The 25,127-nt window shown below is 55.1% G+C and carries 23 protein-coding genes; 14 read left to right on the top strand and 9 right to left on the bottom strand.

The genetic code is table 11. The features are described from left to right. The first annotated feature begins 294 nt into the window (after positions 1 to 294). Positions 295 to 510 carry an exodeoxyribonuclease VII small subunit gene (locus CK500_RS15830; RefSeq protein ID WP_094533750.1) on the top strand — a complete coding sequence of 72 codons (216 nt, stop codon included), beginning with the start codon at positions 295 to 297 and terminating at the stop codon, positions 508 to 510. 154 nt (positions 511 to 664) lie between these two features. Continuing rightward, on the top strand, positions 665 to 1,693 hold the full coding sequence (locus CK500_RS15825) for a Cdc6/Cdc18 family protein (protein WP_095638150.1): 1,029 nt from the start codon (positions 665 to 667) through the stop codon (positions 1,691 to 1,693). 266 nt (positions 1,694 to 1,959) lie between these two features. Here the strand turns inward: CK500_RS15825 and CK500_RS15820 are convergent, their stop codons facing one another. Continuing rightward, positions 1,960 to 2,352 (bottom strand): helix-turn-helix domain-containing protein, encoded by a 393-nt coding sequence (locus tag CK500_RS15820; RefSeq protein ID WP_095638149.1) that lies wholly within the window; start codon positions 2,350 to 2,352, stop codon positions 1,960 to 1,962. Positions 2,353 to 2,575: 223 nt separating this feature from the next. After that, positions 2,576 to 3,466: a hypothetical protein gene (locus CK500_RS17030; protein ID WP_144049587.1), complete on the bottom strand. Its 891-nt coding sequence runs from the start codon at positions 3,464 to 3,466 to the stop codon at positions 2,576 to 2,578. Between the two features lie 614 nt (positions 3,467 to 4,080). On the opposite strand from CK500_RS17030, the gene CK500_RS15815 reads away from it, so the two are divergent. The 3 genes from CK500_RS15815 to CK500_RS15805 are packed head-to-tail and all read left to right on the top strand — an operon-like array spanning position 4,081 to position 5,992. Beyond that, complete coding sequence (locus CK500_RS15815) at positions 4,081 to 5,019, top strand: P-loop NTPase family protein (RefSeq protein ID WP_095638148.1); 939 nt, start codon at positions 4,081 to 4,083, stop codon at positions 5,017 to 5,019. A gap of 2 nt (positions 5,020 to 5,021) precedes the next feature. Continuing rightward, complete coding sequence (locus CK500_RS15810) at positions 5,022 to 5,339, top strand: hypothetical protein (protein WP_095638147.1); 318 nt, start codon at positions 5,022 to 5,024, stop codon at positions 5,337 to 5,339. Beyond that, positions 5,336 to 5,992, top strand: coding sequence for a ribonuclease H-like domain-containing protein (locus CK500_RS15805; protein ID WP_095638146.1), 657 nt, complete (start codon positions 5,336 to 5,338; stop codon positions 5,990 to 5,992). Before CK500_RS15810 ends, CK500_RS15805 begins: the two co-directional genes overlap by 4 nt. 248 nt (positions 5,993 to 6,240) lie before the next feature. Here CK500_RS15805 and CK500_RS15800 read toward each other — a convergent pair whose 3' ends face one another. From CK500_RS15800 to CK500_RS15785, 3 genes are all read right to left on the bottom strand, one after another. Then, on the bottom strand, positions 6,241 to 7,542 hold the full coding sequence (locus CK500_RS15800) for a GTPase (protein WP_095638145.1): 1,302 nt from the start codon (positions 7,540 to 7,542) through the stop codon (positions 6,241 to 6,243). 50 nt (positions 7,543 to 7,592) lie between these two features. Further along, positions 7,593 to 8,858, bottom strand: a complete 1,266-nt coding sequence (locus CK500_RS15795) for a GTPase (RefSeq protein ID WP_095638144.1) — start codon at positions 8,856 to 8,858, stop codon at positions 7,593 to 7,595. A gap of 992 nt (positions 8,859 to 9,850) precedes the next feature. Beyond that, a complete protein-coding gene (locus CK500_RS15785; protein ID WP_095638157.1) occupies positions 9,851 to 10,399 on the bottom strand; it encodes a winged helix-turn-helix domain-containing protein in 549 nt (182 codons plus the stop codon). A gap of 379 nt (positions 10,400 to 10,778) precedes the next feature. On the opposite strand from CK500_RS15785, the gene CK500_RS15780 reads away from it, so the two are divergent. Further along, positions 10,779 to 12,944 (top strand): type B DNA-directed DNA polymerase, encoded by a 2,166-nt coding sequence (locus CK500_RS15780; RefSeq protein ID WP_095638143.1) that lies wholly within the window; start codon positions 10,779 to 10,781, stop codon positions 12,942 to 12,944. A gap of 769 nt (positions 12,945 to 13,713) precedes the next feature. Next, on the top strand, positions 13,714 to 15,060 hold the full coding sequence (locus CK500_RS15775) for an orc1/cdc6 family replication initiation protein (RefSeq protein ID WP_095638142.1): 1,347 nt from the start codon (positions 13,714 to 13,716) through the stop codon (positions 15,058 to 15,060). Between the two features lie 286 nt (positions 15,061 to 15,346). Here CK500_RS15775 and CK500_RS15770 read toward each other — a convergent pair whose 3' ends face one another. Then, on the bottom strand, positions 15,347 to 15,670 hold the full coding sequence (locus CK500_RS15770) for a hypothetical protein (protein ID WP_095638141.1): 324 nt from the start codon (positions 15,668 to 15,670) through the stop codon (positions 15,347 to 15,349). 135 nt (positions 15,671 to 15,805) lie between these two features. On the opposite strand from CK500_RS15770, the gene CK500_RS15765 reads away from it, so the two are divergent. From CK500_RS15765 to CK500_RS15735, 7 genes are all read left to right on the top strand, one after another. Beyond that, positions 15,806 to 16,726, top strand: coding sequence for a MarR family transcriptional regulator (locus CK500_RS15765; protein WP_095638140.1), 921 nt, complete (start codon positions 15,806 to 15,808; stop codon positions 16,724 to 16,726). A gap of 121 nt (positions 16,727 to 16,847) precedes the next feature. Continuing rightward, the gene (locus CK500_RS15760; RefSeq protein ID WP_094530473.1) at positions 16,848 to 17,534 is read left to right on the top strand and encodes a nucleotidyltransferase domain-containing protein; all 687 of its coding nucleotides are present in this window, start codon (positions 16,848 to 16,850) and stop codon (positions 17,532 to 17,534) included. A 70-nt stretch (positions 17,535 to 17,604) separates the two neighbouring features. Next, the gene (locus tag CK500_RS15755; RefSeq protein WP_094530475.1) at positions 17,605 to 18,231 is read left to right on the top strand and encodes a winged helix-turn-helix domain-containing protein; all 627 of its coding nucleotides are present in this window, start codon (positions 17,605 to 17,607) and stop codon (positions 18,229 to 18,231) included. A 67-nt stretch (positions 18,232 to 18,298) separates the two neighbouring features. Then, entirely contained in the window at positions 18,299 to 19,663 is a 1,365-nt protein-coding gene (locus tag CK500_RS15750; RefSeq protein WP_095638139.1) for a restriction endonuclease, read from the top strand. Positions 19,664 to 19,786: 123 nt separating this feature from the next. Continuing rightward, on the top strand, positions 19,787 to 20,071 hold the full coding sequence (locus CK500_RS15745) for an AbrB/MazE/SpoVT family DNA-binding domain-containing protein (protein ID WP_080510128.1): 285 nt from the start codon (positions 19,787 to 19,789) through the stop codon (positions 20,069 to 20,071). A gap of 239 nt (positions 20,072 to 20,310) precedes the next feature. Then, complete coding sequence (locus CK500_RS15740) at positions 20,311 to 21,144, top strand: ParA family protein (protein WP_094530479.1); 834 nt, start codon at positions 20,311 to 20,313, stop codon at positions 21,142 to 21,144. Next, positions 21,144 to 21,581 carry a hypothetical protein gene (locus tag CK500_RS15735; RefSeq protein WP_233139248.1) on the top strand — a complete coding sequence of 146 codons (438 nt, stop codon included), beginning with the start codon at positions 21,144 to 21,146 and terminating at the stop codon, positions 21,579 to 21,581. Before CK500_RS15740 ends, CK500_RS15735 begins: the two co-directional genes overlap by 1 nt. Positions 21,582 to 21,681: 100 nt before the next feature. On the opposite strand, the gene CK500_RS15730 is transcribed toward CK500_RS15735, so the two are convergent. From CK500_RS15730 to CK500_RS15720, 3 genes are all read right to left on the bottom strand, one after another. After that, on the bottom strand, positions 21,682 to 22,380 hold the full coding sequence (locus CK500_RS15730; RefSeq protein ID WP_233139247.1) for a transcriptional regulator: 699 nt from the start codon (positions 22,378 to 22,380) through the stop codon (positions 21,682 to 21,684). 106 nt (positions 22,381 to 22,486) lie between these two features. Next, the gene (locus tag CK500_RS15725; protein ID WP_095638138.1) at positions 22,487 to 24,097 is read right to left on the bottom strand and encodes a hypothetical protein; all 1,611 of its coding nucleotides are present in this window, start codon (positions 24,095 to 24,097) and stop codon (positions 22,487 to 22,489) included. Beyond that, a complete protein-coding gene (locus CK500_RS15720) occupies positions 24,094 to 24,870 on the bottom strand; it encodes an ABC transporter ATP-binding protein (RefSeq protein ID WP_095638137.1) in 777 nt (258 codons plus the stop codon). The genes CK500_RS15725 and CK500_RS15720 overlap by 4 nt, the downstream gene beginning before the upstream one ends. Positions 24,871 to 25,127: the final 257 nt, after the last annotated feature.

Genomic DNA, 25,127 nt, shown 5'->3' with positions numbered 1-25,127 from the left:
GATGTGGAAAGGGCTTCAAAAGCTCCGCATGTGGGCAGAAGGCTACGAACTCGGTGCTGAATGAGCGCCGGGCCGCTCATTCAGCCAAACTCACCGTGGATTCAGACCTTCCTCAAGTCTTCCAGCCTGTCTCCCAACTCGAATCCTGTGAGCTTACCTCAGAAGTGCTGTTTTCCTGACTAATCCGATTATCCTAGTCTTAATTTGGTTAATTTTTCTCGGTGAGCTTGAGTTATGGGTAAGAGACAGGCCTAAAGACGGGGGTATGCGCTCGTGTCTGTATAACTATCGACCATGAGTGAGGCTGAGGTCGACATCGCCGAGACAATCGATCGACTTGAAGAGATTGCCGAGACACTCGAAGATGGAGAGGTTGATCTCACCACCGCGAAAGAGCTCCGCGAGGAGGCAGACGAACATCTCGAGAAGCTTCATGACGCGCTGGACGTCGGCGACGGTGATATCATCGAGATCGACGGTGAGGACGCCGAACTAGAGCGCGCCGAGTGAGTTTTCGGACGTTTCCGGAAACAGAGCGTTTCCACAATCAAAATCGGGAGACGTCGACACTATAGAAGAAGGATCCAACCGCAATAAGTAGCTTTCCGGAATTGCCCCGGTGAGGTTTTTATAACCAGACCGGAAATTACTCTGGCAGAAACAAATGATCCGTGATGCTCGCGTCCTCCGCGCCGGGTTCGTCCCTCGAGAAGTCGAGCATCGCGACGCCGAAGTCAACCACCTCTCGAGCGTTCTTGAACCGATCACGAACGGCGAGCCGGCTGACACGGCCATCGTCACCGGCCCGAGCGGCGTTGGTAAAACCTGTGTCTCGAAGTTCGTTACCGAACGGCTCCGCGAGGAAGTGCTCGACGTCGAGGCCACCTACGTGAATTGCTGGCGAAACTACAGCCGCTTCCGAACGCTGTACCAGATCCTCGACGACATCGGCGCGACGATAGACATCCACCGCCAGTCGACACCTCACGACGAGCTCATTGATCGCCTCCAACAGTACGACGGTCCTCGAACCGTCGTCATCCTCGACGAGGTCGACCAACTCGAAGACCCGAGCCTCATCTACGACCTCCACAGTATGGAGCAGTTCGCAGTGATCTGTATCGCGAACAAAGAAGAAGAGCTCTTCAGCCGCGTCGACGATCGCCTTGTGAGCCGGCTTCGCTCCAGCGAACACGTCCGGATGGACAAGTACCACAACGAGCAACTCTACGACATTCTGAGCGCTCGAACGAAATGGGGGCTTGAAAACGGCGTCATTACCGACGAGCAGCTTTATCAGATCGCTGATGCCGCCGCTGGTGATGCCCGTCTGGCTATCGGGATGCTTCGCAGCGCAGCCAGCACAGCTGACCGCGAAAATCACGAAGAGATCACCAACGACATCCTCCGAGACGCTGCTGAAGATGCTCGGGCCCAAATCAAGCAGAAGAGTCTCGACTCGCTCACACCACACCAGCGGGTCGTCTACGATATTGTTCGCGACCACGGCCCGCTCGGACCCAGCGAGATCCACGACCGCTATACTGAGGCGGTCGACGATCCGCGGACGAAGCGCACGGTCCGGACCTACCTTTCGAAGATGGCACAGTACAACCTCCTCGAAGCAGAAGGCACGAGTCGAGATCGTGAGTACTCACTCGTCGATTCAGCAGCTGCGTCGCCGATGTCGTGACTCAGAGGCTTGGAGTAGGTATCTCGTGGCTTTGTACAAGTCCCCTTCTTCAGATATATTCCCTTCGTTATGGATGCCGCCATTGGATTCGCTGTTCAGACACGCTCGACGGAGTGATGATCTTCTGACGGTACGAAACGTCGACAGAAGTATGTGTACTGATTGTTGGCTATATCCCTGAATTGAACGCAGTCGGGTCAGAATCTGCTACTTACGGAGGATATCAACAGAGGCTCCGGATTCTATTTTGTTTTGATCGAGAGCTACTAGGGGTGTCGATATACACCAGCTTGAACTTTTGTCAATTTGTTCTTCTCAACCAGTTGAGAAAGTGCCCGACTGATGCTTGATTTTGGTCGCTCAGTCATACTGGCAATTTCAGAGGTTGTGAGTGTGTTCTCATCGCTACGTCGGAAGGCTTCAAGAATATCAATTTCTACCCTACTTGCTACGCTTCGAAGCAGATCGTGTTCAAACGCCATCCTAGCAAGTGCCTCAATATCGATATACGCTTTATTTACACCTCCACTACTGCTGTACGATTTGACACTCAGTACCCCCACAGATTGCAGTGCGTTTTTTTCCTGAGCAGTAAATGATCCTTCACCAATTTCCAGTTCGGTCTTGTCTGATATTGTGTACTCCTTGGGCTGGCTCATCGTATCAAATCATAATACCTGCTTGAGAAAAAGATTAACGGGTGTGTTAATCTAGTTTCCGTACTTGTATGAGTAATTCCCGGTCATGTTAGCAACGCTTTTCATTTGGACCGAGTTATGTACACGTGAGGATGCGGGGGAGGCGGTTAGCGTAACGCGCCGCCTCTCCCGGTTAGGATAGTGAGGTAGTGGCTCACGATCCGACGACATCCGGTCTTCATCTCTACAGTCCCTCCAGTAGATAGGATCGCACAGTGGCATCGTCGATCTGGCTTACGTGATCGCGGTACGGGTCCCGGTTTGTTGGCGACGGATTCATCGGAATTCCTTTTCCCAAAATCCAAGCGAGTACTCGGGAGCGGACGCCCTCTTCGCGAATCGGACGAATCGAGTCAAGCTGGTAGGGAACCTCTGCCTGAGGTGCAGGATCTACCCATGATGGGTCAAAATCGAGAACCTGGGGTGGGAGCTCAGATCGACCATTCTCCAACAGACGGGTAATATGACCAGCAATGTAGTCTGCCGTATTCGTTGCGGGATATGTCCGATCAGCCCCCTCCATGAACGTTAACAAAACAGGACAGATGGACTGCTGAAAACTGGTGTCGAATGCTGAAGGCATCTGTCGCTTTAGCTGGTGAAAATAATTGCTGTGGGCATCTTCACGACCATCATGAAGGAACGCCGTTTTGCCACATCCATGGGCAAGGTCTCCCACCTGGAGTGGGTTAGTGATTGATTTTTTTGCAGCTGTAACTGCGCATGTCGCGAGTCCAGTAGCCTTGTCGGAGCCCTCCCAGAGGATGGCACTCCAAGAGACCGGTAGCGATCGAAGATCCTCGATAAGTCCTTGGACCCGCCTAGCACGCTCCTCTGTAGAGACATCTCCGTAACGGAGTAGTGACGATGATTTGTGCTTGAACGGCTGGAGGTCATTTTCAATAAGTGCGCGGAGAAGAGAGATATCGTCCTCTCGAGCAGTACGAACGGCGACTACAATGGTATATCGCGTTCCTTCTACCGTCGTGGTCGATTCATCAAGACCGATCAAATTCGGAGCGCGCTGCTTCTCACCGTCGCGGACCAGACTGATGTCACGCAGCGGCACACTCATCTGTATATTTCTTGGGAGGCGGTGTCTTGTACGTTCGGATGTTCGGTCCCGGTATGCTCTGTTGAATCGGCAGACGGTGTCGGGGTTGGGCCACTCGTCTCGGAGATTCACAAGAACGTCCAGATGCTCCGAAAGAAACGCAACAGGGCCACAAAGTCGGACGGCTCAAGTGACAAGAGAGTGGAGAACGTCGGTCAGTCGCGTACCAGTCCGAAGGCTTCAACGTGGATTACAGGCTCTGTTGAGATCCTCAGCAAGTGATATATTATGACCCAGTCGCGGTCAGTACATGGTACATCGAGTAGCACTGAATTAGTGAGCGTGAGATAAAATATTCTGAATAATCATATTCTGAATAATCATATCTAGAGATATCATCGACGAGGTGCGCCACAATGAGGATAACTGGATTAACCAACAAGTTGCCGGGACATACCGAAATGTTGGTTAATTCGGCGGTCAAAGATAGCAGCCACCTCGGAAAGAGTCTTGGAAACAGTCTACCACTCCCCAAGATCCGGTGACAGAGTTCGAATTGACGTCTGGTACATTCTTTTCTGGAAGTCCGGAAGCGCCGCGCCGTCGCTTATTGAGAGCGTGACTAGTTATCGAGTATGGGAGATCACCCACCATCGAACCGAATGACGGCCGACAAGCCGACACGGGGCGCAGACCGCAATCGAACCTTGGCTGATCAAGTCGACCCAGCCACAGAAGAGATGCTCCTACCGTCACTCGACGACGGCATCACGCTGCTCGACGTTGACCGCGGCCGTGGCGTCCCAATCCTCCAGTCGCTCGTGCTTGACCATCTCCTGGTACACGATGGGCCCGCCTTCTGGGTTGATGCGAACGGCCACGCGACGACGACGACGCTGGCTCAGATCACACCGAGCCAGCGGTTGCTCGACCGGATCCACGTCGCACGCGGATTCACCGCGTATCAGCACTACGGCGCTGTCGACAATCTCCCGACGGCAGTAAACCATGCCATCCAGAAATCGACCGCCGTCACCAGCACATCCGGTCGACAGTCATCGACTCATAGCGAAAACTCGTCTCCACACACCCCATCGCTCATCGTTGCGCCGGCCGTCGACGCCCAGTACCGCAGCGACGAGACGCTCAGCGAGCAACACGCAGAAACACTGCAAGCGAGAACCCTCGCTCGGCTAGCGACGTACGCCGACAGCTACGACGTCCCGGTACTCGTTACTCGGAGTACGATCGATGAGTTCACAGCATCGGTCGCGACGGCCACCAAGCACCATCTTGAGTGTGAGCAAACCCGGATGGGGCCGCGACTCGTCGGTGACGAGTTCGAGACACTCGTCTATCCCGTCGACGACGGTTCGTACTACCAGACCACGTTCGCCTACTGGCGACAGCTACTCGCTGCGCGGGCGACACAGGTCGGGCTCGAACCGGCGACACCCTCGTCGTCGACGTCGACTCCGGCAGGTGTCGGAACAGGCGTGACTGCTGACGGCGAGACGACGTCGCTCACCACGAGGCCGCTCCTCGATGCGTGGACAGCATCTGGGGGGCGCTAACAATGGGACGCACGAACCCGACATATCGGGATGCACTGCGGGCCATCGAAGAGCGCTGGGCGGAGTTCCGTCGGGCACTCCGTCGTCGCGACCAACCACGCTTCGACCGGCTGTTCGAGTACGCCCGCGAGCACGCCGACGCGAGCGGACTGTTGAACCATCAGAATCCACTGGTGCCGGCGCTGTTCAGTATCGATCTCGAACAGGAGGCCACATTGGAAGACCATGAGGAACGCCTCGAAGCGCTCGAACACCGGCTCGACGAACAGCGCACCGATGCACAAGTATCCGATGAAGAAACCAGCGAGGAACCCCAATGAGTACACTCGCGACGATCGCATTCGACATCGAGACGACGGGGTTTTCGACGACTGACAAGTTGACCGTCGTCGGCTTTGACGCCGAGATCGGCTCGCGAGTGTTCCTCAATACAGCCGGGAGTGCGTGTGCCTCAGATATCGAAGAACGCGTGAACGACCATCTCACTACGCCAGTGACGCTCTCTGTTCATGACGATGAGGGCGCGCTGTTGGACGCCGTCAAGACGTTCGTCGATACCACGATCGCACAGCGAGATGTCAAACTCGTAGCGTATAATGGGGAAACCTGGAAAGGAGGATTCGATCTGCCATTCCTTCGAACGCGGTTAAGTCATCACGAACGCGAGTGGCCGTTCGCCGAGCTACCGTACATCGACGTGATGGAGGTCTTCTCCTCACGGTTCAATACGAGCGAGAACAGCCTCACTGGAGTGTATGGCGAGCTCGTGGCTTCCGGCCACGGCACAGTCGATCCATTTGGGGAGAGCAGCGAAGCCGTCGACGCGTGGGAGACTGGTGATTTCGGAGCGGTCGTACTCCACAACGTCGCCGATATTCGGCGTACACGAGCGCTAATGGACGTTGCGGAACGGTACTGCTCGAAATCAGACTTTTCGATGAAATCGCTTGAACCGGTGAGGGGCAATCAGTAATTCGATCAACTTGACATCCTCCTCGGTAGTACGTATCTTAGACAAGATGCCTCACACCCTACTGGAGAACAGAATGCCAGTCAAGTAATCCTAGATATTACACTGGCTTCTGCGGGCTCAATAGACCTGCTCAATCTAAGAGGACTGGATCTATGTCCCTCGGAAGATGAGCTTTTCATTCACCGACATCACCAAACACCAGTAATCCACCCCAGTTTCCAGAACAATATGTGGCGGTCAGGCCAACTCTAGAGTTTGTTACGGGCCCAATCTTTCCCTTCTGTAATGAATTCTGAGGGAGCGATATATTCATCTTCGAAGTAATATGCTTCTGCTGAACGCCCGATCGCATACGTACCAGCACCAGCGATGACCGCGTTTAGCGCCTGGCCTGCGCCGGGGATCACTCCTGCAGCTGCTCCAGCAACTTTCCGTAGTCCGAAGCCAGCCCCACCGACTGCGCCAAGTTCGGTAAAGTAGTCCTTTGCTGTCTCCTTGCTAAATTCACGACAAGAGAACGAGGCGATTAACATGACAAGATACACTTGAAGAGGAGTCAGAAGCGCGATATCGGAGAACCCAGAGAGATCCGCAGCAGCAATGCTTGCCCCGGTGACAGAAATCTTACGCGTCTGTTTTCGAGAAATTTCTCGCATAAGCCTGTTTCGGCGTTGAGCTTGCGCAAACTGTAAGACTGCTTCTTGAGGGATACTATCTCCAATCAGCTCAGAAATCGTTTCGACATTCCAGTAGGGTTCCTCTTTGAGATAGCTTGGGAACACGCCGATATCTTGTAGTGACTCCGATACACTGGAATCTTCCTGCTGGAACTTTTCTCTAGAGTGGAAAAGATACCCGCGAACAGGATAGTTCCGGTCATATGGTTCTTTCTGCTCTGCATCCCGTAATCGGGAGACGAAATCGAGATTGTCCGTGATTGTCCCCGCCAAGGCTGGATTATTCTCTGGTGGCCAGTCTCCTCCTGGGGAGAGATGACTGTCTACCTTGTTCAAGCAGTAGATAATAGGCGGGAAGCCAGGAATATTCTCTCGCAGATCATTGTCAATTGTGTCGAAGTCTTGTTCTCCTGCTCGTGCCTGGTCTGGTGTCATTACATGAAGGACAATATCAGGCTTGTATTGACGAATGTCTTCTTTTACTTTCTCAACTGTCCCTTCTGAGAGCTCTTCACCGGCGGGCGTACTTTCGAATAGCCCACGTGAATCGACCACCTCCCAGTTGGCGTACCGATCTGGAAAGGAAATTTGATACTTTTGCGAGTCAACCGTTTCAGGTTCAACAGCACCGACGTCAGCGAATTCCTTGTTTGCGAGCGCATTGATAAGCGACGATTTTCCAGCACCCGAACGACCGAGGATGAACAGCCTTGGTGGGCGTGAATCATCAATGAGGGTATCAAAATCCCCTACTAGTTGGTCGAACAGCTCGTCTTCGATCTGCTGTTTCTTCTCTTCCCCAATCGGTGCGAAATCAATCGCAAGTTGTAGACGTTTTCGGAGGTCTGCATACGTTTCAGTATCAACAGCCATGAAGGATATACCAATTGGCTATTTTATAAAACTGTCTGACGAGTGAACAACTAGGATTGGTGGAAATACTGTTTCGCTTCAGGTCTAAATTCTTCGGGGTCAACCCTCTCATCATCAAAAAAGAATACCTCTGCTGACCGGCCAACACAGTAGAAGTTATTTCTGATATACTTGAGATCCTGTTTGAATAGCCCCGTAATAACATCAGTTGTGACTCCTGATGTTGTTGACATCACATCTCCTAGAGATAGATCCACAGATTGATGATACTCTTCAACTGTCTTTCTATGGAGTTTTCTCCCAGCAAATGCCCCAATGAGTGCGATCAGGAAAGATTCAAGACCGGTTACTATCGGGACCCGCGGATCAACAATCAACCTGCGTGGAGACTCATTGATTGTTTCTGCCATTTGGATTGTTTGCTTCCGTGCCAAGCGTCTCATCATCCGCTTTTGGCGTTGTACTTGTGTAAAATCTAAGATTGTTTGATTTTGTTTTCGATAATATAACATATCTTTGAGAGCGGTCAGATTCCAGTAGGGCTTTTCTTTCACATAGAGTGGAATTGCTCCCAAATTTTTGTTAGAACCGAACAGCCGACCTCGAACAGAGTCTTCCGCATCAATATTCTCGTGCTGATAGACGGGAAGAATTTCGGTTACAAGATTCAGAACCTCAATGATCCGCTGTCGAACCGTCTCGTTTTCCTCAGGTGGCCAGTCTTCCCCCAGCGAGAGGAACGTATCGACCTTGTTGATACAGGTCACCCTTGGTGGGAGGCCACCGACGAGAGCATCGTCTAACTTCTCTATGGTGTCAAAATCATCCTCACCAGCTCGTACTTGTTCTGGCGTCATTACATGGAGAAGAATGTCCGGATTATATGTCTCAAGATCTGCTTTCAGTTTCTCAACTGTATTTACCGACATACCGCCATCTGCTGGTACACTCTCGAAGAGTCCACGTGAATCGACGAGATGCCATTTTTCATTTATACGTGGTAATTCGGCCTCGTAGACCTCTGAGGATGCCGTGGTCGGCTCAAATGTACCCACCTCAGTCACTTCCTCGTTACTTACCGCGTTAATTAGTGAGGATTTCCCAGCCCCTGATCGGCCAAACAGATACAACCTCGGTGGCCGAGGTTCTGTGTTCTGATCAAGCACGTCATTTACGAGCGCCTTTTGACAATATTCAACGACAGTTCCTCGGGTTTCCTCTGGGAGATCACCAAGTTCTATAACGCTAGCAATTAGATCAGAGAGACTCTGGTATCTACCGGAATTTACACTCTTGGAACCGTCGAACATATTCATACTACAGAAGTTGTCGATAGGAACTATTCTATTCTATCGATTTTTCCACACTTTGACTGTCGCGCTACGTATAACTGGCTCTTGTTCGGAGCTACTCATTCCTCTTTGCTATCAAAAAAGAGTTTGTCGCCGTTCAACGTCTCGGAAAGCCCGATCCTCCCTTATCGACGCTCGCGGTGTCGTGAGACAGTAGGACGCTACTGTCCACGTTGACGAATTACTCGCACAGTCACGCATACCGTTCGACTGCGTGCTTATCAGTGATGAGCCTCAGTCACGTAGCGAGGATTCCGAGCTCGGGTGTTCATTCGAGACTGACGACGGGAAGAGTGTGCTATCCACAGGACCTGTACTGAGCGATGCGTGAGTCTCCTGTACTGCGCAATCGGCCTCTCCCGAAAATTAACCTCGGTTCGCATTACATTCACGCCCTGTAGTCAGGATAACCTCTCCAAACTATCAGTCGCTGAGGGTTTCAACAGAGCCTCCTCACTCTAAACAGTGAAGAGGATGTTACGGTGGATTTTCTGCGTCATTGAGTCCCTCGAATGTTCCATTCGTATAGGCGTATCGCCACCGCTGGAGAATCGCTCGCGTCACAAGGCTTGTCTCGGACACAGATATACAGGACGGGTCAACGGGGCGGCTTGGCGCATCGGGAGGTGAATGGAAGTGTCGGCGCGGCGCGTCGGGTTTCGGATGGCAGTCGAACCGAAAATTTCGGTCTCGGGCATCTGTGTAGTGTACGGCGTAGTTCCCGGTGAGACTCCACCGGACGTCTATCCGGGCGGTTGACGCCGCTCCGACGCCATCAGATAGTTCGACCGAGAGTGTCTGTGGATTCAGTGGGTCGTCCAATGACGCGGTCTGGACCAGCGGCTCAAGGTCCACGAACAGGTCTCGTATCTCCCGTAATGCCCCGGCGTCGATGGGACCAAACACCTCAGACTGCTCGTCTGGCTGAATATGGTGAGCGGGGTCTCCGTCGTCGGTCATACGACGATGGATGTATCGTCATTGCCATCGTCGTCTGTATCCGTGCCAGTGAGGTGACCAGTTTGACTCACTTCACCAATCGCGAGTGTTGCCTGTGCGAGCGCGAGGTTACGTCGCGTCGTTTGCCATTCTGTGAGGAGCGCACCGTGGTCGCTGTCGGCGTCGCCGATATCCAGTTCTCGGGCGAATTCCTCAGGTGAATCAACACCGTATTCCTCGCGCCACGCCTGTATTTGCGCCTTCATATCAGCGATGCCGGACGCGATCTCTTCGGGCGTCCGTTCCGCGAGGAGCGACTGGGCGTGTTCAGTGACGATAGCCGTTTCCGACCGTCGGTAGTGCGTCGTCTGACCATCCTGAGACGTCGTTACCTCACCAGCGCTCTCGAGCGTTCGCAGGTGCTTTCGCGCCGTGGTCGATGAGACGCGGGCACGCTCGGCGATCTGTGCTGCAGACAGCGGATCGTACACACGAGAGATGACTTCGTACACTCGTTCAAATGGCGTCGTCTCCTCGATCCATTCTGCTTCGACGACGTCGTTCACGTCACGGTGTTCAGTGCCGCCATCCGGGCTCACTCGGTGGGGTGGGGACGGCTCTTCGGACATTATGTGCTAACCAACGAGAGAGCGGTATAATAATCTGTGGGGTAGTATACTGATCACCAAATCCAAGATATGGAGGACTGTCCGCAGCAGTCTTAACCAACAGCGATCTGTAGACGGTCGTTCTGTTGGTTAACACGCTACCGGATGTTCAGCTAACAAACCCGGAAACGATTCTGGAAGCTGGGTTAGCAGAGAAAATTCGCGAGAGTACGCTGTTTCTGTCAAGACGATCTCCATTTCCTGAAATCCGGAACAGACACGCCGGCGATTATGCGAGACTCCGGTGTAGAGACGGGAAGGTGGGTGACTTACGAAAATGCCGTTCACAATCGATTTCCTTGACGATGGTCGCGTTCTCGAGTGGGAGGCGATCAACGACGGCGCGACCGCGACCGAACGCGACGACTACACGCCCCGTTTCTTCGTCGCAGCACGTGACCCTGACACCGACATCGATCTTACACAACTTCATTCACTATACGAACGGCATCCTGACGTCGTCGCGACCGAATCCGTGTCGCGGCGCTCCGGCTTCAGGCGTGACGACGAGCGCGCTCTGGCTGTCGATGTCAACCATGTCGACCGCGTCACACCGCTTGCGCGACAGGCACACCAACTGTCAGCGTACCCCGTTGGAGATCTCGCCTGCTTCAACGTCGATTTCTCACGGGAGTTTCGCTACTGTCTGGAGACGAATCGCGATCCAACGCCGGCGGCGGAACTGTCGACGCTCCGGCTCGGTATTCCAGTGACCGAGACAGGCCAAGACACGTACAGCGAGCTCACAGTTGCCGGGGAGACTGTTACCGGATCATCGGGAGACATCCTCACCACCGTTCAAGCGGCGATCGAGACACACGACCCAGACATCCTCGTCTGCTCGACGAGCGAGATCGTCCCGACGCTGTACGAGATGGCGACGGCTGCCGGCGTCGACGACTTCTCGCTGAGTCGGTGGCCGGACGTCGACTACCAGCAGCTCGCAAGCCGGTCAACCTACTCAAGCTACGGTCGCGTCGGTCACTCGCCGGCGCGGTACAACGTTCCCGGCCGCGCGATCATCGACGAGTCGAACACGTTCTTCTACGGGGAGACGAACCTCGATGGCGTCCTCGATCTCGTGTCGCGATCGAAAAAGCCCGTCCAAGAGCTCGCATGGGCGTCGATCGGGAACGTCCTCACCGCGATCCAGATCTGTGAGGCCCACGACCGCGGTGTCCTCGTGCCGTGGAACTCTTGGCGGCATGAGTTCTTCAAGCCGATGGGGACGCTCCACGACGCCGACCGTGGCGGCTTCATCTTCGCACCCGAGGTCGGCCTCCACGAGAACGTCCACGAACTCGACTTCTCCTCGTTGTATCCGAACATCATCTGTACCCGGAACGTCTCGCCGGACGTCATTCGGTGTAGCTGCCACAGCGATCGCGACGATGTCCCCGGCCTTGGATACTCAATTTGTGACGACCAAGGCTACCTCGTCGACGTCCTCCAGCCGATCATCGACGCTCGCGACGAGATCAAGGCGGCCATCCATCGCGAGAAGGAACGGAACGACCCCGACAACGACCGGCTGGCGGAACTCAAGGGGCGGTCGGGAGCGCTGAAGTGGATTCTCGTCGCCTGCTTCGGGTATCAAGGGTTCAGCAACGCGAAGTTCGGCCGTATCGAGTGCCACGAGGCAATCAACGCGTTCGCTCGCGAGATTCTGCTGACGGCGAAACAGCAGCTGGAAGACGGCGGCTGGCGCGTCGTCCACGGTATCGTCGACTCTATCTGGGTGACTCCGGATCCCGACGTCGACGACGAGAACCGCGAAAACCTCGAAGCGCTCGCGACGGCGATCACGGAACGCGTCGAGATTCGGCTCGAATACGAAGCCCACTATGACTGGGTGGCGTTCGTTCCCCAGCGCGAGAGCAACGCCGGCGCACTCACGAAGTATTTCGGCAAGGTGGCTGGCAACGATGAGTTCAAGATCAGAGGGATCGAAGCCCGCCGGCGCTCAACCCCGCCGTTCATCGAGGACGTCCAGCGGGACTGTCTCGATCGACTCGATGCGACTCGTTCTCCAGACGCCGTCCTCGACTGTCTCCAAGACGCCATCAAGCGCCTCCACGCTGGAACGGTGCCGATTGACCAACTTGTCGAACGGAATCGTGTCTCTAAGCCACTCGAAGGACATACGCAGAACACCCAGAACGTGGCGGCACTAAGACGGGCTCGCGATCAGGACCTCGCTGTTCATCCAGGACAGGACATCGAGTACATAGTCGTCGACGACGAGAAAACATCGCGAGAACGGGTCGCGTTGGCTCACGAGGAGACCGAGTCGTACGATGCGTCGTACTACGAGACGCAACTCATCAGAGCTGTCGAGAGTGTGCTGTCACCGCTTGGCTGGGATCGGGCGGAGATTCGTCGAGAACTCACGGAGACGAGGCTCCCGAAGTTGACGGCGTATGCGAACACAGAGAATAATTAACCAACACAGGAGCCATTCGGAGTGGATTTGTTGGTTAACTACGGTCCCTATGAGGTCGAACCCCCACACCCCGTGTGCGATATGAAATCGCGAAGATGGTGGGAGGGGTGGTCGAGGAGAGAGACCACGAAACATCGAAAATTCGCGATATTACGGGGAAGAGGTCTCAAGGACAGCGATATCAAGATAGGCTATATTTTGGAAACCTTTACATAGCCACTCTGTCAACCATAGCCGCAATGGGGCTAAGATCGGTTGAAACGAAACAGTATGTTTCGTGATATAACCGAACTTGTCCGCGGCTTTACTCCTTCGTGAGCTGGACGTCTCTGTCGGTTTAACGTCTTCTCGTGGGTTCTCTCACCGAATCCCGACATCTTCGGATGGTTCGTCCGTGCCCACCTTCTCGTCAAATTCATATCGCACACGGGGTGTGGGGGTGGCTTATCGACGAGATCAGACTCCACTCGGGATATTCAAGAAGTATTTCGGCAAATCTGGTCGAGAATACGTCCAGCGTTTCATCTTGCACACGGGGAGTACCTCCGCCGAGATCTTCTGTCTCGCCTCGACATCGACAGTTGTTCGATGGCCTGATCGACATTTCATATCGCACACGGGGGGTCACTACGATTAATTGATTTCGCCCGTGGTTACGGTATTACTTCGTCTACCCCTCTCGAAACCGTCTGTATCGGTAGAATTCAGCAAATTTAATCTCGCACACGGTACCCATATTTATTTATAGTTTCGACCTAACTGCGCAAATATGGCTGACGGCGACGATCAACAGTCCCTCTCACAATCTATCAAAGGTCGTCTCCAGGAGGGCGTTCAGAACTCGGTTTTTCGAGATAAGGGTCTTCTTGACCCGGATGCCGTCATCGACGAGGACCGAATCGTCGGTCGTGATGACCAGCTGGACGACATCATCACCTATCTCCGACCGGCATTACAAGGGAACCGCCCGCCCAATATGCTTCTCTACGGGCCATCGGGGACGGGGAAGTCACTCATCATCAATGCGGTCTGTCAGCAGGTTCTTGAACTCGCGAACGCCCAAGACGACCGTTTTGGGGTCATCAAGATCAACTGTCAGACGATTAAATCACACGATAGGGCCGTTTATCGTCTTGTAGAAAACGCCGCTAATGAAGCCGATGTCGAAGTCGGTGTTCCACAAAGTGGCGTCTCGACAGACCAGAAACTCAACCGATTCTATGAGATCCTGAGTAACAATTTCGACTCGGTCATTATCATCTTGGATGAGGTAGACCTCCTCGTGGGACGACAGCGGGACCCGAACGACGAACCAGCATACTCAAAGCTGCTTTATCAGCTCTCACGGGCATCACAACTCGGCCAAATCGAGGGACACGTGTCCGTTGCTGCGCTCACAAACGATCCCCGGTTCATGGAGAACCTTGACGGCCGGGCTGAGAGCTCGTTCAATCCGCAAGACGTCGTCTTCTCAGACTATGATGCGGACCAACTACAATCCATTCTAAGACGGCGTCGTGATGCGTATCGGGACGATGTTCTTGAAGACGGAATTATTCCACTTAGCTCAGCGTTTGCGGCACAGGACCACGGCGACGCTCGGAAAGCGATCGATCTATTCCGGAAAGCAGGCGAGATTGCGGACCGGGAGGGTGGAGATACGGTCCATGAAGGACACGTTCGCGATGCCCAGAAAGAAGCGGAACGCGATCGGACGTTGACTCAGATGCAGGGACTGTCGACCCAAAAGAAGCTCTCGCTTTACGCTACTGCGATTGTCCCCGTCTACTCACAACGCAACCTGAACGCTGTTCCCAGCACAGTTGCATACCGTGTGTATCAGTATCTTACTGATTTACTTGACGCCGATACAAAATCACGCGATTCCTATCTCCGCTATATGAGTGAGGCGGAGACATACAACTTTGTCACATCAGAAAAGCGAGGACGCGGCTACGGGAGTGGTGTTCACAAAGAGTACACGTTCGTTGACGACCCTGGCGTGGTTGCTGAAACCCTTCGAGCTGATATACGGATCGAGGAAGCAGATAATGAAGGTGATCTTATCAAGTCAGTTGTCAACGCCCAGATAGATGATTTCTTTGAAGGAAAGTAACTCGGAGCGACACAGTCGCTGCTATTTGATTCATTTCGCACACGGGGTGTGATTCTACCGGAAGAATTGTTATATGTTCTAAATATGTCTGACAACCGTACTCTCAATTTCATTTCGCACACGGGGTGTCCCCACTCGACTCGTCAACTGATTCATCTCTCACACGGGGTCTGCTTCGGTAGAGGGTAGAATCATTTCGCACACGGGGGGTGCCAACTAGATCTCTCTGGGGATTTCATTTCGCACACGGGGTGTGTTGAGCTCAAGATCGGGCTAGCCGTCCGTTCTACTCGTCAGGATTGACTGGAGACTTATACTTGGATTTGACTTGGTCTCCATCCCGCCACTGCCAGTAGTAGTAGCGATTCTCGTTGATATTCTTGATCGTGATCGTCGCTTTGGTGGGAATTTCGTCCGGGAGATCGTCTGGTCGATCTTCCACCTCTTCTTGATCTGCCGACTCCTCGAGACGGGCCTCTCGTTCCTTGTGCTGGGCGAGCGCTTCAGCGTACGTCGCGATGTCTCGGAGCTGCTCCGGGTCCGACTCGTTGAGCGTGTTGACAATCTCCGTCGGAAGGTTTGCCGGTGGGGTCGGTGGTTCGTAGGACATCGGCTACTCTCGTGTTAACCAACACGACCCACGAATCAATAGTTTTGTTGGTTAAGACGATGGAGACGATCCGTGCTTGCTGGACGTAACACTACTCGAAACTTTTTATATATAAGTTTCGTACTATGTTACAATATGCTCCGGCGTATCGAACTCGAGGTTCTCGCCACGGTCGACCGCGGCGACACGATCTCCGAGCTCGCGACGAAGCTCGACCACAGCGAGAGCTACCTCTCTCGTGCCGTCGGCGACCTCGTCGAGAAGAGGCTCGTCTACACGGAACGCGACGGCCGGCGAAAACGAGTCGTCCCGTCAGCTGCTCGCGCCGTCGAACTCTACCAGGACCTCGTCCGCCAGTACTCCCATATCGACTTCCCCGAGCTGTTGACCGGGAAGGCACTTGAGGTGCTCTACTATCTTGACCAACCGCGAACCGTCGCCGAGATCGCCGACCGGAGCGACAACTACCGTAATACGGTCAATCGTGTCCTGAAGCGGTTTCGTGACCGCGGCCTCGTCGGGACGGAAGACGGCCGCTATGACTTCAACGCCGACTTCGACCGCCTCCACAAGTTCGCCAGTGAACTCACCCATCATCTCCATCGCCAACGCCTCAAAGCCGTCGCCTCGAAGGGCACGATTCTCTGGGAAGACTACGACGAATTTCTCGCTCAAACCGAGACGGAGATCGACGCAGACGGATTCCACGAAACCGGCCTCGCTCGATTCGCCGCGTTCGACCTCCAGTTCCTGCTCACCAGCCATCGCTACTACTTCTACTCCGAGGAACCCGACGCCCTCTCTCCAGCGGAGCTCTGCTGTCACACGCTACTGATCGACGACGGCAGCCGTTACCGTTCGTACTGTCTCCTCCTGCTCAGACACCTCGACGTCGACGAGGACGACCTCCGAACACAAGCTGCGAAGTATGACCTCGAAGACCAAATCAACACCTTGCTGCGCTACCTCGAGACGCACGGCGATGTTACAGACGATCGTCTCCACAAGTGGGACGAGTTCCAGAAGCTGGCGGCCGAATACGAAATTGACCTGTAACAAATTTTTGATTTTATATGGACTCAGAGGCATTTCTTGTCCTGGACGCCACACCACTCACAATTAGTGAGAACTCATTTAGCAATTAGGTTCAAATAGTAACGCCTAGAATTAGTTTACAATGAAAACAGATACGAACGGTACTCTTGCTGACGGTATCCAGATATCCATCGATCTACCACTCCAAGACGACCGTTTACTCAGTGGCGATGCGACAGCAGATATTCTTCTCTTTTTAACTCGACATCACGATGAGTCGTTTTCGATGACAGACCTTGCTGACGCAATTGGCTACACGCGACCGACGATCACCAAGACGGTTAATACACTCTCCAAGAACGATCTCGTTATCGAAGAACACGACGGACCCCGCCGACTTGTCCAGATCAACCGTGACCGGCTCACTATCCCAGACGATCCATTCCTCGGAATTCCCCAGTCGGAGTTTCACGCGCCGGTACAGGATGCGACCGACCAACTCCATACTAAACTTGATGACGTGCTCGCTGTCGTTCTGTATGGAAGCGTTGCTCGCGGTGAGGCTGACCGTCGCAGCGATATTGATATCTGGGTGTTGGTTCGTGAAGACCGGGCGAGCAACCAACGACAGGCGAACCACATCAGGCAGTCACTTGAGGAAGACACGTTTGGCGGGGATCGATATGCGTTCGATATTGATGTTGAGGCTCTCCAAGGAATCCCGACGTACGCTGAGGAGCTCCAAGAAATTCTTCACGATGGCATCGCAGTCTATCAAACAGATGAATTTGACACCGTCCGTAGTATGATTCTTCACGGAGATAGGTGATCCGGAGGCTCTCTGGGCGAACTCGTTCACTAGAGCTAATTTAAAGTTCAAAGATTTCGTACTAACGAGTATGACTCCCCACCCCGTCACGGAGACACCCCCACATGATCTCGAAACGGGGATCAATCACCTCGCAACCGTCGGGCGGTTATTGGATCATCCAGAACTGGCGCGTGTCTATGTGTACACCTGCTATTACGGGCCGGTCACCCGCCCAGAGATCAAGGCGGCACTGGATATCCCAAAGACCACGGTCTACGATCACGTAGAAACGCTTGAGGCCCTCGGAATTGTCTCTCTGGCGGGAGATCGACCGGTGGAAGTGACCGCAGATCCGGTTCGAATCACAACTGACGGGATTGTTGTGACGCCGACGATCCTCCATGCTGTTGCACTCCAAGAAGTCGACGAAGATGTCTCATACTTCGTTGAGCGACACGGTGTTGGCAAACTCGCTGCTGCTGTCCGACAGGCTGGACTCCATTATGCTGGTCAGATCACCCAGCGAATGGCTGCTGATCCACTTGGTATCCCATCTGGGGAAGCGATCAGTATTGTCCTCGCGCTGAAGCCCGTGCTCGCAGTTGGGCACGAATATGATCCCTACTTCGACGTGATTTTCCCGGAAATTTCGGATGACATCGGATTCGAGAGCGACCATGACGCGGCAGTACCTCGTCAGAATACCGAGTCGTGACTGAGTCCATCACAGCAGTCGACGCAAACGAATTGGGGCATCGAAAAATAGTACCCGTATCTCTCGAATGGCTGTTCTAGACGAGCTCTCGGGATTCGAGTTCGAGGATGTCATAGAGGATGTCTTCCGCAACCTCGGCTACGAGAACGTCCGGCAGGCTGAGAAGACAGCCGACGAGGGGCGGGATGTCATCATGGAGGAGGTCGTCGACGGCACGCGGCGCGCGATCGTCGTCGAGTGTAAACACACGGGGACGGTTGGGCGACCGGTCGTCCAGAAGCTCCACTCGGGGATCGCGACGTTCGACTTCGATGGCCCGAAGCGGGGCATGGTCGTTACGACGGGTCGGTTCACGAGTCCCGCCCAGGAGTACGCCGACCGTCTCCAGCAGAACGACGATCCACACCCAATCGAGCTGCTTGATGGCGAGGACCTCCGGGAGATCGCCGACGAGATCGGCCTCGACCTCTACAACGGTCGCATCGAGATTCTCTGCGACGAGACCCTCCGTCCCTACGACCCGGCAGCTGACGTCGACGCCCCCGTCCAGGAAGCGTTCCGGGATATCGAGAACATCGAGGCCGCCGACCTTCCGACACCGCATTCGGCGGTGACGTTCCGACCGGTGGTCGCGGTTACCGCCGACACGAACGCTGTCTTCGAGACGTCCGTCGGCGCCATCCACCGGATCAACGATCGGACGCAGTTCGTGGTTCACGCTGAACGCGGCCACCCTCTGGTCGTCGACGAAGATGTTGCGGCACTGGTCACCGAGAACTTCCATACGAGGATCGAACTCGACTCCGAACAGTTTGGGGAGATGTTCGATGACGTCGAGGAGCGCCGCTTCGGACAGACCCAGACCGAGTACAAGGAGTGGGCCGTCGAGCGGCTCCAGCAGCACCACACGACGACGGTGACCTACACCGGCGACAACAACGTCACGTACAACAAGACGTGTGAGCCGAATCTCTCGGATATCTCAGTGCGATCGATTGAGTCGGTGTATCTACCTGAGATTCAGCAGACGACAGAAATTCTGGAGTATTCGTATCCGTACGAATACTATGCTGCTGGCCCTTCACGGGTCACTACAGAGGACGGGATTCGCCGGTGCGTCCACTGCGAGACGAGCGGCGTCGACGAGACGTACACCTACTGCCCGAACTGTGGGGCTATCGCCTGTGACAACCATATTAAGACTGAACGACTTGAGTGCGAGCCGGTCTGTATAGGCTGTGCGGTGACGGAACGGTTCGCGCTGAAGACGAAGTACTTCTACGACGAGGAGAATCTCGAGGCGTTCCGCGAGGAGTACGCCGAGATGCCGCTTCACCAAAAGGTGATCGAGAACAAGTGGCTGGCCGGGGGGAGCGTGGTCGCGACGTTGCTGCTCATTGTCGGTCTCCTCGTGGTTACTGGCATCATTTAATTCTCTGTTCTGTTTTGAGCTGTGACAGTGCTGTATCTGTGGTGGCCACACGGTTTCTGTAATGAGGCTAGAATCAGCGTCTTAACCCAGATGATTATAGTATATCTCAACACATGTGTGAACATGACTAAGGTCGATTCCAAGGGACGAATCGTTCTCCCACAGGAGATACGCGAATGTCTTAATATTACTCCGGGTACAGAGGTTGAGGTCCGCGAAGAAGACGGAAGAGCGATTGTTAGGCCTAAGGACAATCCTGCCGAAATTCTCGACCGGATGGAACACCTCGTTGAGAGCGCATCCTCGAACCAAGAAGAAACGAACCCACCTACTGAAGGATCTAACCCAATCGCTCAAAAGCATAGAGATGCCGTTCAACAAGGAGCAGACAATCCCAGTAATGGTTGAGGTACTGGCCCGTATCTGTTCTGTGTCGGGGTAGATAGGAGCGCACCGCGATAGTTACAGGATGCCGATCGACAGGGAAATTCCGTGTTTCTTGCTAGACGTCCTTATTGTATTTTCTGTTCTGTCTTACTCGTTGGCCTTACTAATCAAACTAACTAGTTGTACTTTCTAGTACAACTAACCATACTAACTGATTTGTCTGACGCAAATTTATGACGAATGGGTCTAACAGGTAAAACATGCTCACGTACACGACATACAGCGAAGCCGGCGGCGTCGGGAAGACGACGCTCGCGTCGAATCTCGCCGACGCGCACGGCCAGCACGATCGCGATGTTCTCGTAATCGATCTTGACCCACAGAACGGCTCGTTAACGTACTTACTCGGCGTTGACGCTCCACGAGATGACAGTAACGCAGACAACATTGCGCGCCACCTCATCGACCGACCAAAGGGCGCATTCGAGGACCTCATCCTTGAAACGCCATTTGGATTCGACCTTGTTCCAAGCCACAATATGCTAGAAAATCTCGCCGATCTCCTTACTCGCGCTGCCTCAATGGCGGAAGACCTCGGTGAAGAGTTCGAGCGCCACGATCAGCTGCGACAGGTACTCCTCAACGCGGATATCCCCGAGAAGTACGATACGATCGTCGTCGATCCGCCGGCAACCGCTGGCCCCCATCTCTACAACGCCATTGGCGCAACCCGTTCGCTGGTGATCCCGCTGGAACCGACAGGGAAAGGGATGCAATCGATAGAGGGGCTACAAGATGTCGTTCAGGGCTTCGAAGAGACGGTGGGTGTCACCGTTGGTGTCCTCGCGGTTGTGCCGAACGGCGTTGGACGGACGACGGACCAACAACACTACCTGACGCGTATCCGCGAGTTGGGGTACGACGCGCCAGTCGCAATTGGTGAGCGATCGTCGCTGTTCGAAGGCTGCTGGGACAAGCAGACGACAGCATTCGCGTACGTCAATGAGTATCGATCTCGGAAACGCGATCATGAAATGGAGACGCTCGAGCAGTTACACGAACTCGCCAGCCATCTTGAGGAGGTGAGTGCCTAATGCCGAACGGCATGAAATCTGGCAGCGGCGATGATCCGTTCGCCGAGGACGACGATGCCGACGATGATCCTGTCGACGACGTCGCGGATACGGACACAGATGCTGGTGATCCGTTCGATGAGCAATCAACAACGCCAGAACCTGATCCGACGTCGACGACGCTACCAGGCATCCCTGACCATCCTGCTGACGAATCTTCCCGGCTACCGTGGATCCACCGTCGCGATGGAGTGAAAGACGATCGGGACCACAAGACGATCCACTATACGGAACACACGGTGAAGAGGGAACGTCGGGAGCTCCGGCCTGCGCTTGAGGAACAACTCGGAGACGATGTCGAACTCACTGACGCCCGAGAGGCGGCGTATCTCGTCGGAATGGACCATCTAGACGAGGTCGCCGACGTACTTCGAGAGTGGGGCTACGATATCGAATAGTCCTCTGTTGAGTTGCGAACGCTACGAAACGTTCACGAGCTCTTCCTAAGTGGAGGGCGATAAGTTAATTTCCTGCCTTCTGTCGGGTCATCCCGAGTCGTTAGTCCTGCTCGGTGTCGTCAGTACTCTCGATCCAGTCCTCGGGGGCCGGCTCTTCGGTGGCACTACTGTCCTGCCTTGCTTCGGAGTGTGCGTCGCTCGTGGAGTTTTCACCTGTTTGCTGGATATCAGCGGGGTACGTCGTCGGGCTCGACTCGTCGTCACCGAGATTGAGAATCGAATAGAGGGCTTCGACGAGATCATACGCAGTTCCAGCCGAAAGGTCTGTGAGGCTCGCGATCTGCCGGATTGTGACATTCCCCTCACTGTGTGCTTTCACGAGATCGTATGCGAGTGCGAACGTGACGATGCCGTGGTCTTCGAGAACCCGCTCGATCGCTGGATACTCGTTTTTCTGTGCGATCACTTCGATAAGTTCGGGCGTAATCGAGACTTCCGTCTCGCGGACCGTCAATGTCAGTTCGAACTCTTCAGCGGTGTATACGGCGGTCCCGCCATCGTCGTTAACCTTGCTGATCAGGCCCGCCTGTTCCAGTTTATGGAGATAGTCGTACACCGTTTTCTTCGAGACGGTCGTTGTTTCAATGAGTTCAGGCCCCGTGGCAGCCGTAGACCGCCGAATCGATGTATAGAGACTCGCGAGGGACGGGTTCTGGAGTAATTCTGTGAACGTAGAGATCCCGGTGATCGTCCTCGGTGTGTCCCCCGCGTTTCGCACATGTTCTGTATCGTAGCTCATCTTGTATAGAGTTACGAAACTAGAAACTATGAACGTTTGCCATGGCAATGAGGTCGACTTAACGGCGAACGTGTGCTCGCCGGACAGCCCATCTGAAACGGCGTGATCACGCCAGCGTATAGCGTCGGTGCCGCCGGAGCGCATAGCGGTAGGAACCATACGAAACGCCGCTCGTCAACAGCAGATACGTACCGAAGAGCACGCCGAATACAGGCGTCAACACGACGTTTCCGGTGACTGCGAACCACGTCACGAACAGCCCGAGAACCGTTCCGCCACCCACGACAAACAGGTACACCATCATGACGAGCGTCGACGGGACGACCGTTTCCGTCCCCCAGAACTCGCGCTCCTCGTAGATCGGGTACGCCGAGCCGATTCCGACCGCGAACATCGCCGCAGCGAGACACATCACAACTCCGACGGCGGCGGTCGCCACCGCCTGAAGCACCGTTATCCCGAAAAGGATCGAGACGAACGAGCTGAGAACGGCGACCGGCACTCCAATCGCAACGCCGGCGAGGAGCCGTCCACGGACGAGAGCCGCGGATGATGTCTCAGTGAGAAGGAGGAACGGTAGTTGCGGCCGCTCGTCACCGAGCGGGTTCAACCCGAAGGTAGCGCCTGAGAGGTATGTCGCGAGAACGACGCCGCCCCCAGTGATGAGGGGTCCGATGGCGTCGCCCGAAAACTCGAGAAACATCGTCCCGAACGGTGCGATAAAAAAGACGGCAATCAGGAGATGACTCAACTCCGCCGGATCACGGCGACCGCGCACGAGAATTCCCCACGCGATACGACCGGGTTTAGTCCATGCGAACGGTCGTGGGGCAGAGAATCCGCCGCTCGATTGCCGCACCTGCGTCGACGCGTTGTTGCCGACCTGATCGGTAAACCAGAGCGTAGAAACCTGCCTGGTCGAGACGGCGAGACCTACCGGCGTGAGAGCGATTAACGCCCCGAGCACCGCCACCGCCCCTAGGGAGGTCGGTCTGGAGACCGGTGTTCCGACGAACGCGAGCGCAACGTATTCCACGAGGGGATCGAACGCTACTGTCGACAACAGCCGCTGCACTGAGAGGTCGGATTCGACGATGAACTGCCCAGCGAACTGCGATGCAACAACGAGTCCGACCATCGCGAGGATACCGACCGCCTTCAGGAGACGGCGAAGGCTGGGGAGTTGCCGCAGGAGTCGCAACACAGCAATTCCTCCGGCGTACCCCCAGACGGCGGCACAGCAGACGAGTGGCAGCGCGACCGCCCCGGCCGAAGCGACGAGCAGCGGCGAGCCCATTCCGAGTGCGAACGTGACAACCACTGCTCCGACCGGGATCCCGAACCACAGGGAGAGCCGTCCCATCTCCGCTGTGATGAGCCCGATAACGACTGCTCGCGGGTGAACCGCCAGCAGGACGAAATCCGCACCGTCGATGTGTCCGAGTCGTTCGAGGGTCCGAAACACCGATATCGACAGGAGACCGAGAGGAACGAGCGTCGCAGCGGGCGCGAAGAACGGGACCGCCGTCACGGAGCGCGCGGTTTGCCCAAGCACATACGCCGTCGGCAGCGCGAACAGGAGCGCGCCGCCGAAGAACAGCGCCGTGATCAGGAGTCCGAGGACTCGACGGGGGTTTCCGAGGTACCCACGGAGGCTTCGGACGAACTCCGCCCGCCCGATTCGGAGCCCGTGGCGAACGTCCTGTCGGAGGCTCATTCTCTCCGAGAGGCCGCGCCCGTTTCGGGTTCGCTGGTGACGGCGAGGAACGCGTCTTCCAGGGATCCACTCTCGCCAGTCTCCGCACGGGCCTGTACTTCGGTAGGCGTCCCCTCGGTGACGAGTCTCCCGTCAAACAACACCCCGACCTCGTCAGCGACGGCTTCGACCACCGGAAGAATGTGTGTTGAGAGGAACACCGTGGTTCCTGCGTCGGCGAACGCGGTAATCGATTCTCGGATGGTGCGCGCCGCTCGGGGGTCAAGCCCCGATGTCGGTTCGTCTAAATACAGGACGTCCGGTTCGTGCAGGACACTCTGTATGAACGCGGTCTTCTGTTTCATTCCCTTCGAATACCCGTCGATCCGCCTGTCCGCGTCACCGGCTAACCCGAATTGGTCGAGGTACTCGCCGATGCGCTCGCGGGCAACGGACCGCGAAATGTCGCGAAGATCGGCGACGTATTCGAGCTGTTCGCGGGCGCTGAACTCGTCGTACAGCGGCGGCGTCTCAGGGAGATAGCCGACCCGACCGGCGATCGCACGCCGGTCGCTCGGGCTGACGCCACAGACGCGTACCAATCCGCTGTCCGGATCGCTGAGACCGGTAAGGAGACGCATCGTCGTCGTCTTCCCCGCACCGTTCGGGCCGAGAAAGCCGTAGACGCTCCCGTGCTGGATGTCGAGCGTGAGACTGTCGAGAGCGACTTCTGAGCCGTAGCTCTTCCGGAGATCGGTCGCCAGAATGGCGGATTCGTCGTGGGTGGAGGGCATACGTAACGGATGTCATTTTCCGAACCAGTCGTCTATGCGTTTCGGAATCATCTTCCGGTCACACGTATCGGGGGTGATGCCGCATGGGTAGATAGCGACGCGAATAGGCGGCGTGATCGCTCCGCCGAACTCTGTTAAGTTGCGAACGACACGAAGCGTTCACGACTTCTTCAATATCGGTTTTCCCCCGAGCAACAAGTTGTAACAGTTATCTCTCTGCCTAGGCCGTTCGGCGTGAACAGCCCCTACAGCCAGTG

This window comes from Halorubrum salipaludis, assembly GCF_002286985.1.
Classification (GTDB): Archaea; Halobacteriota; Halobacteria; order Halobacteriales; family Haloferacaceae; genus Halorubrum; species Halorubrum salipaludis.
This window is presented reverse-complemented; position numbering and strand designations above follow the sequence as displayed.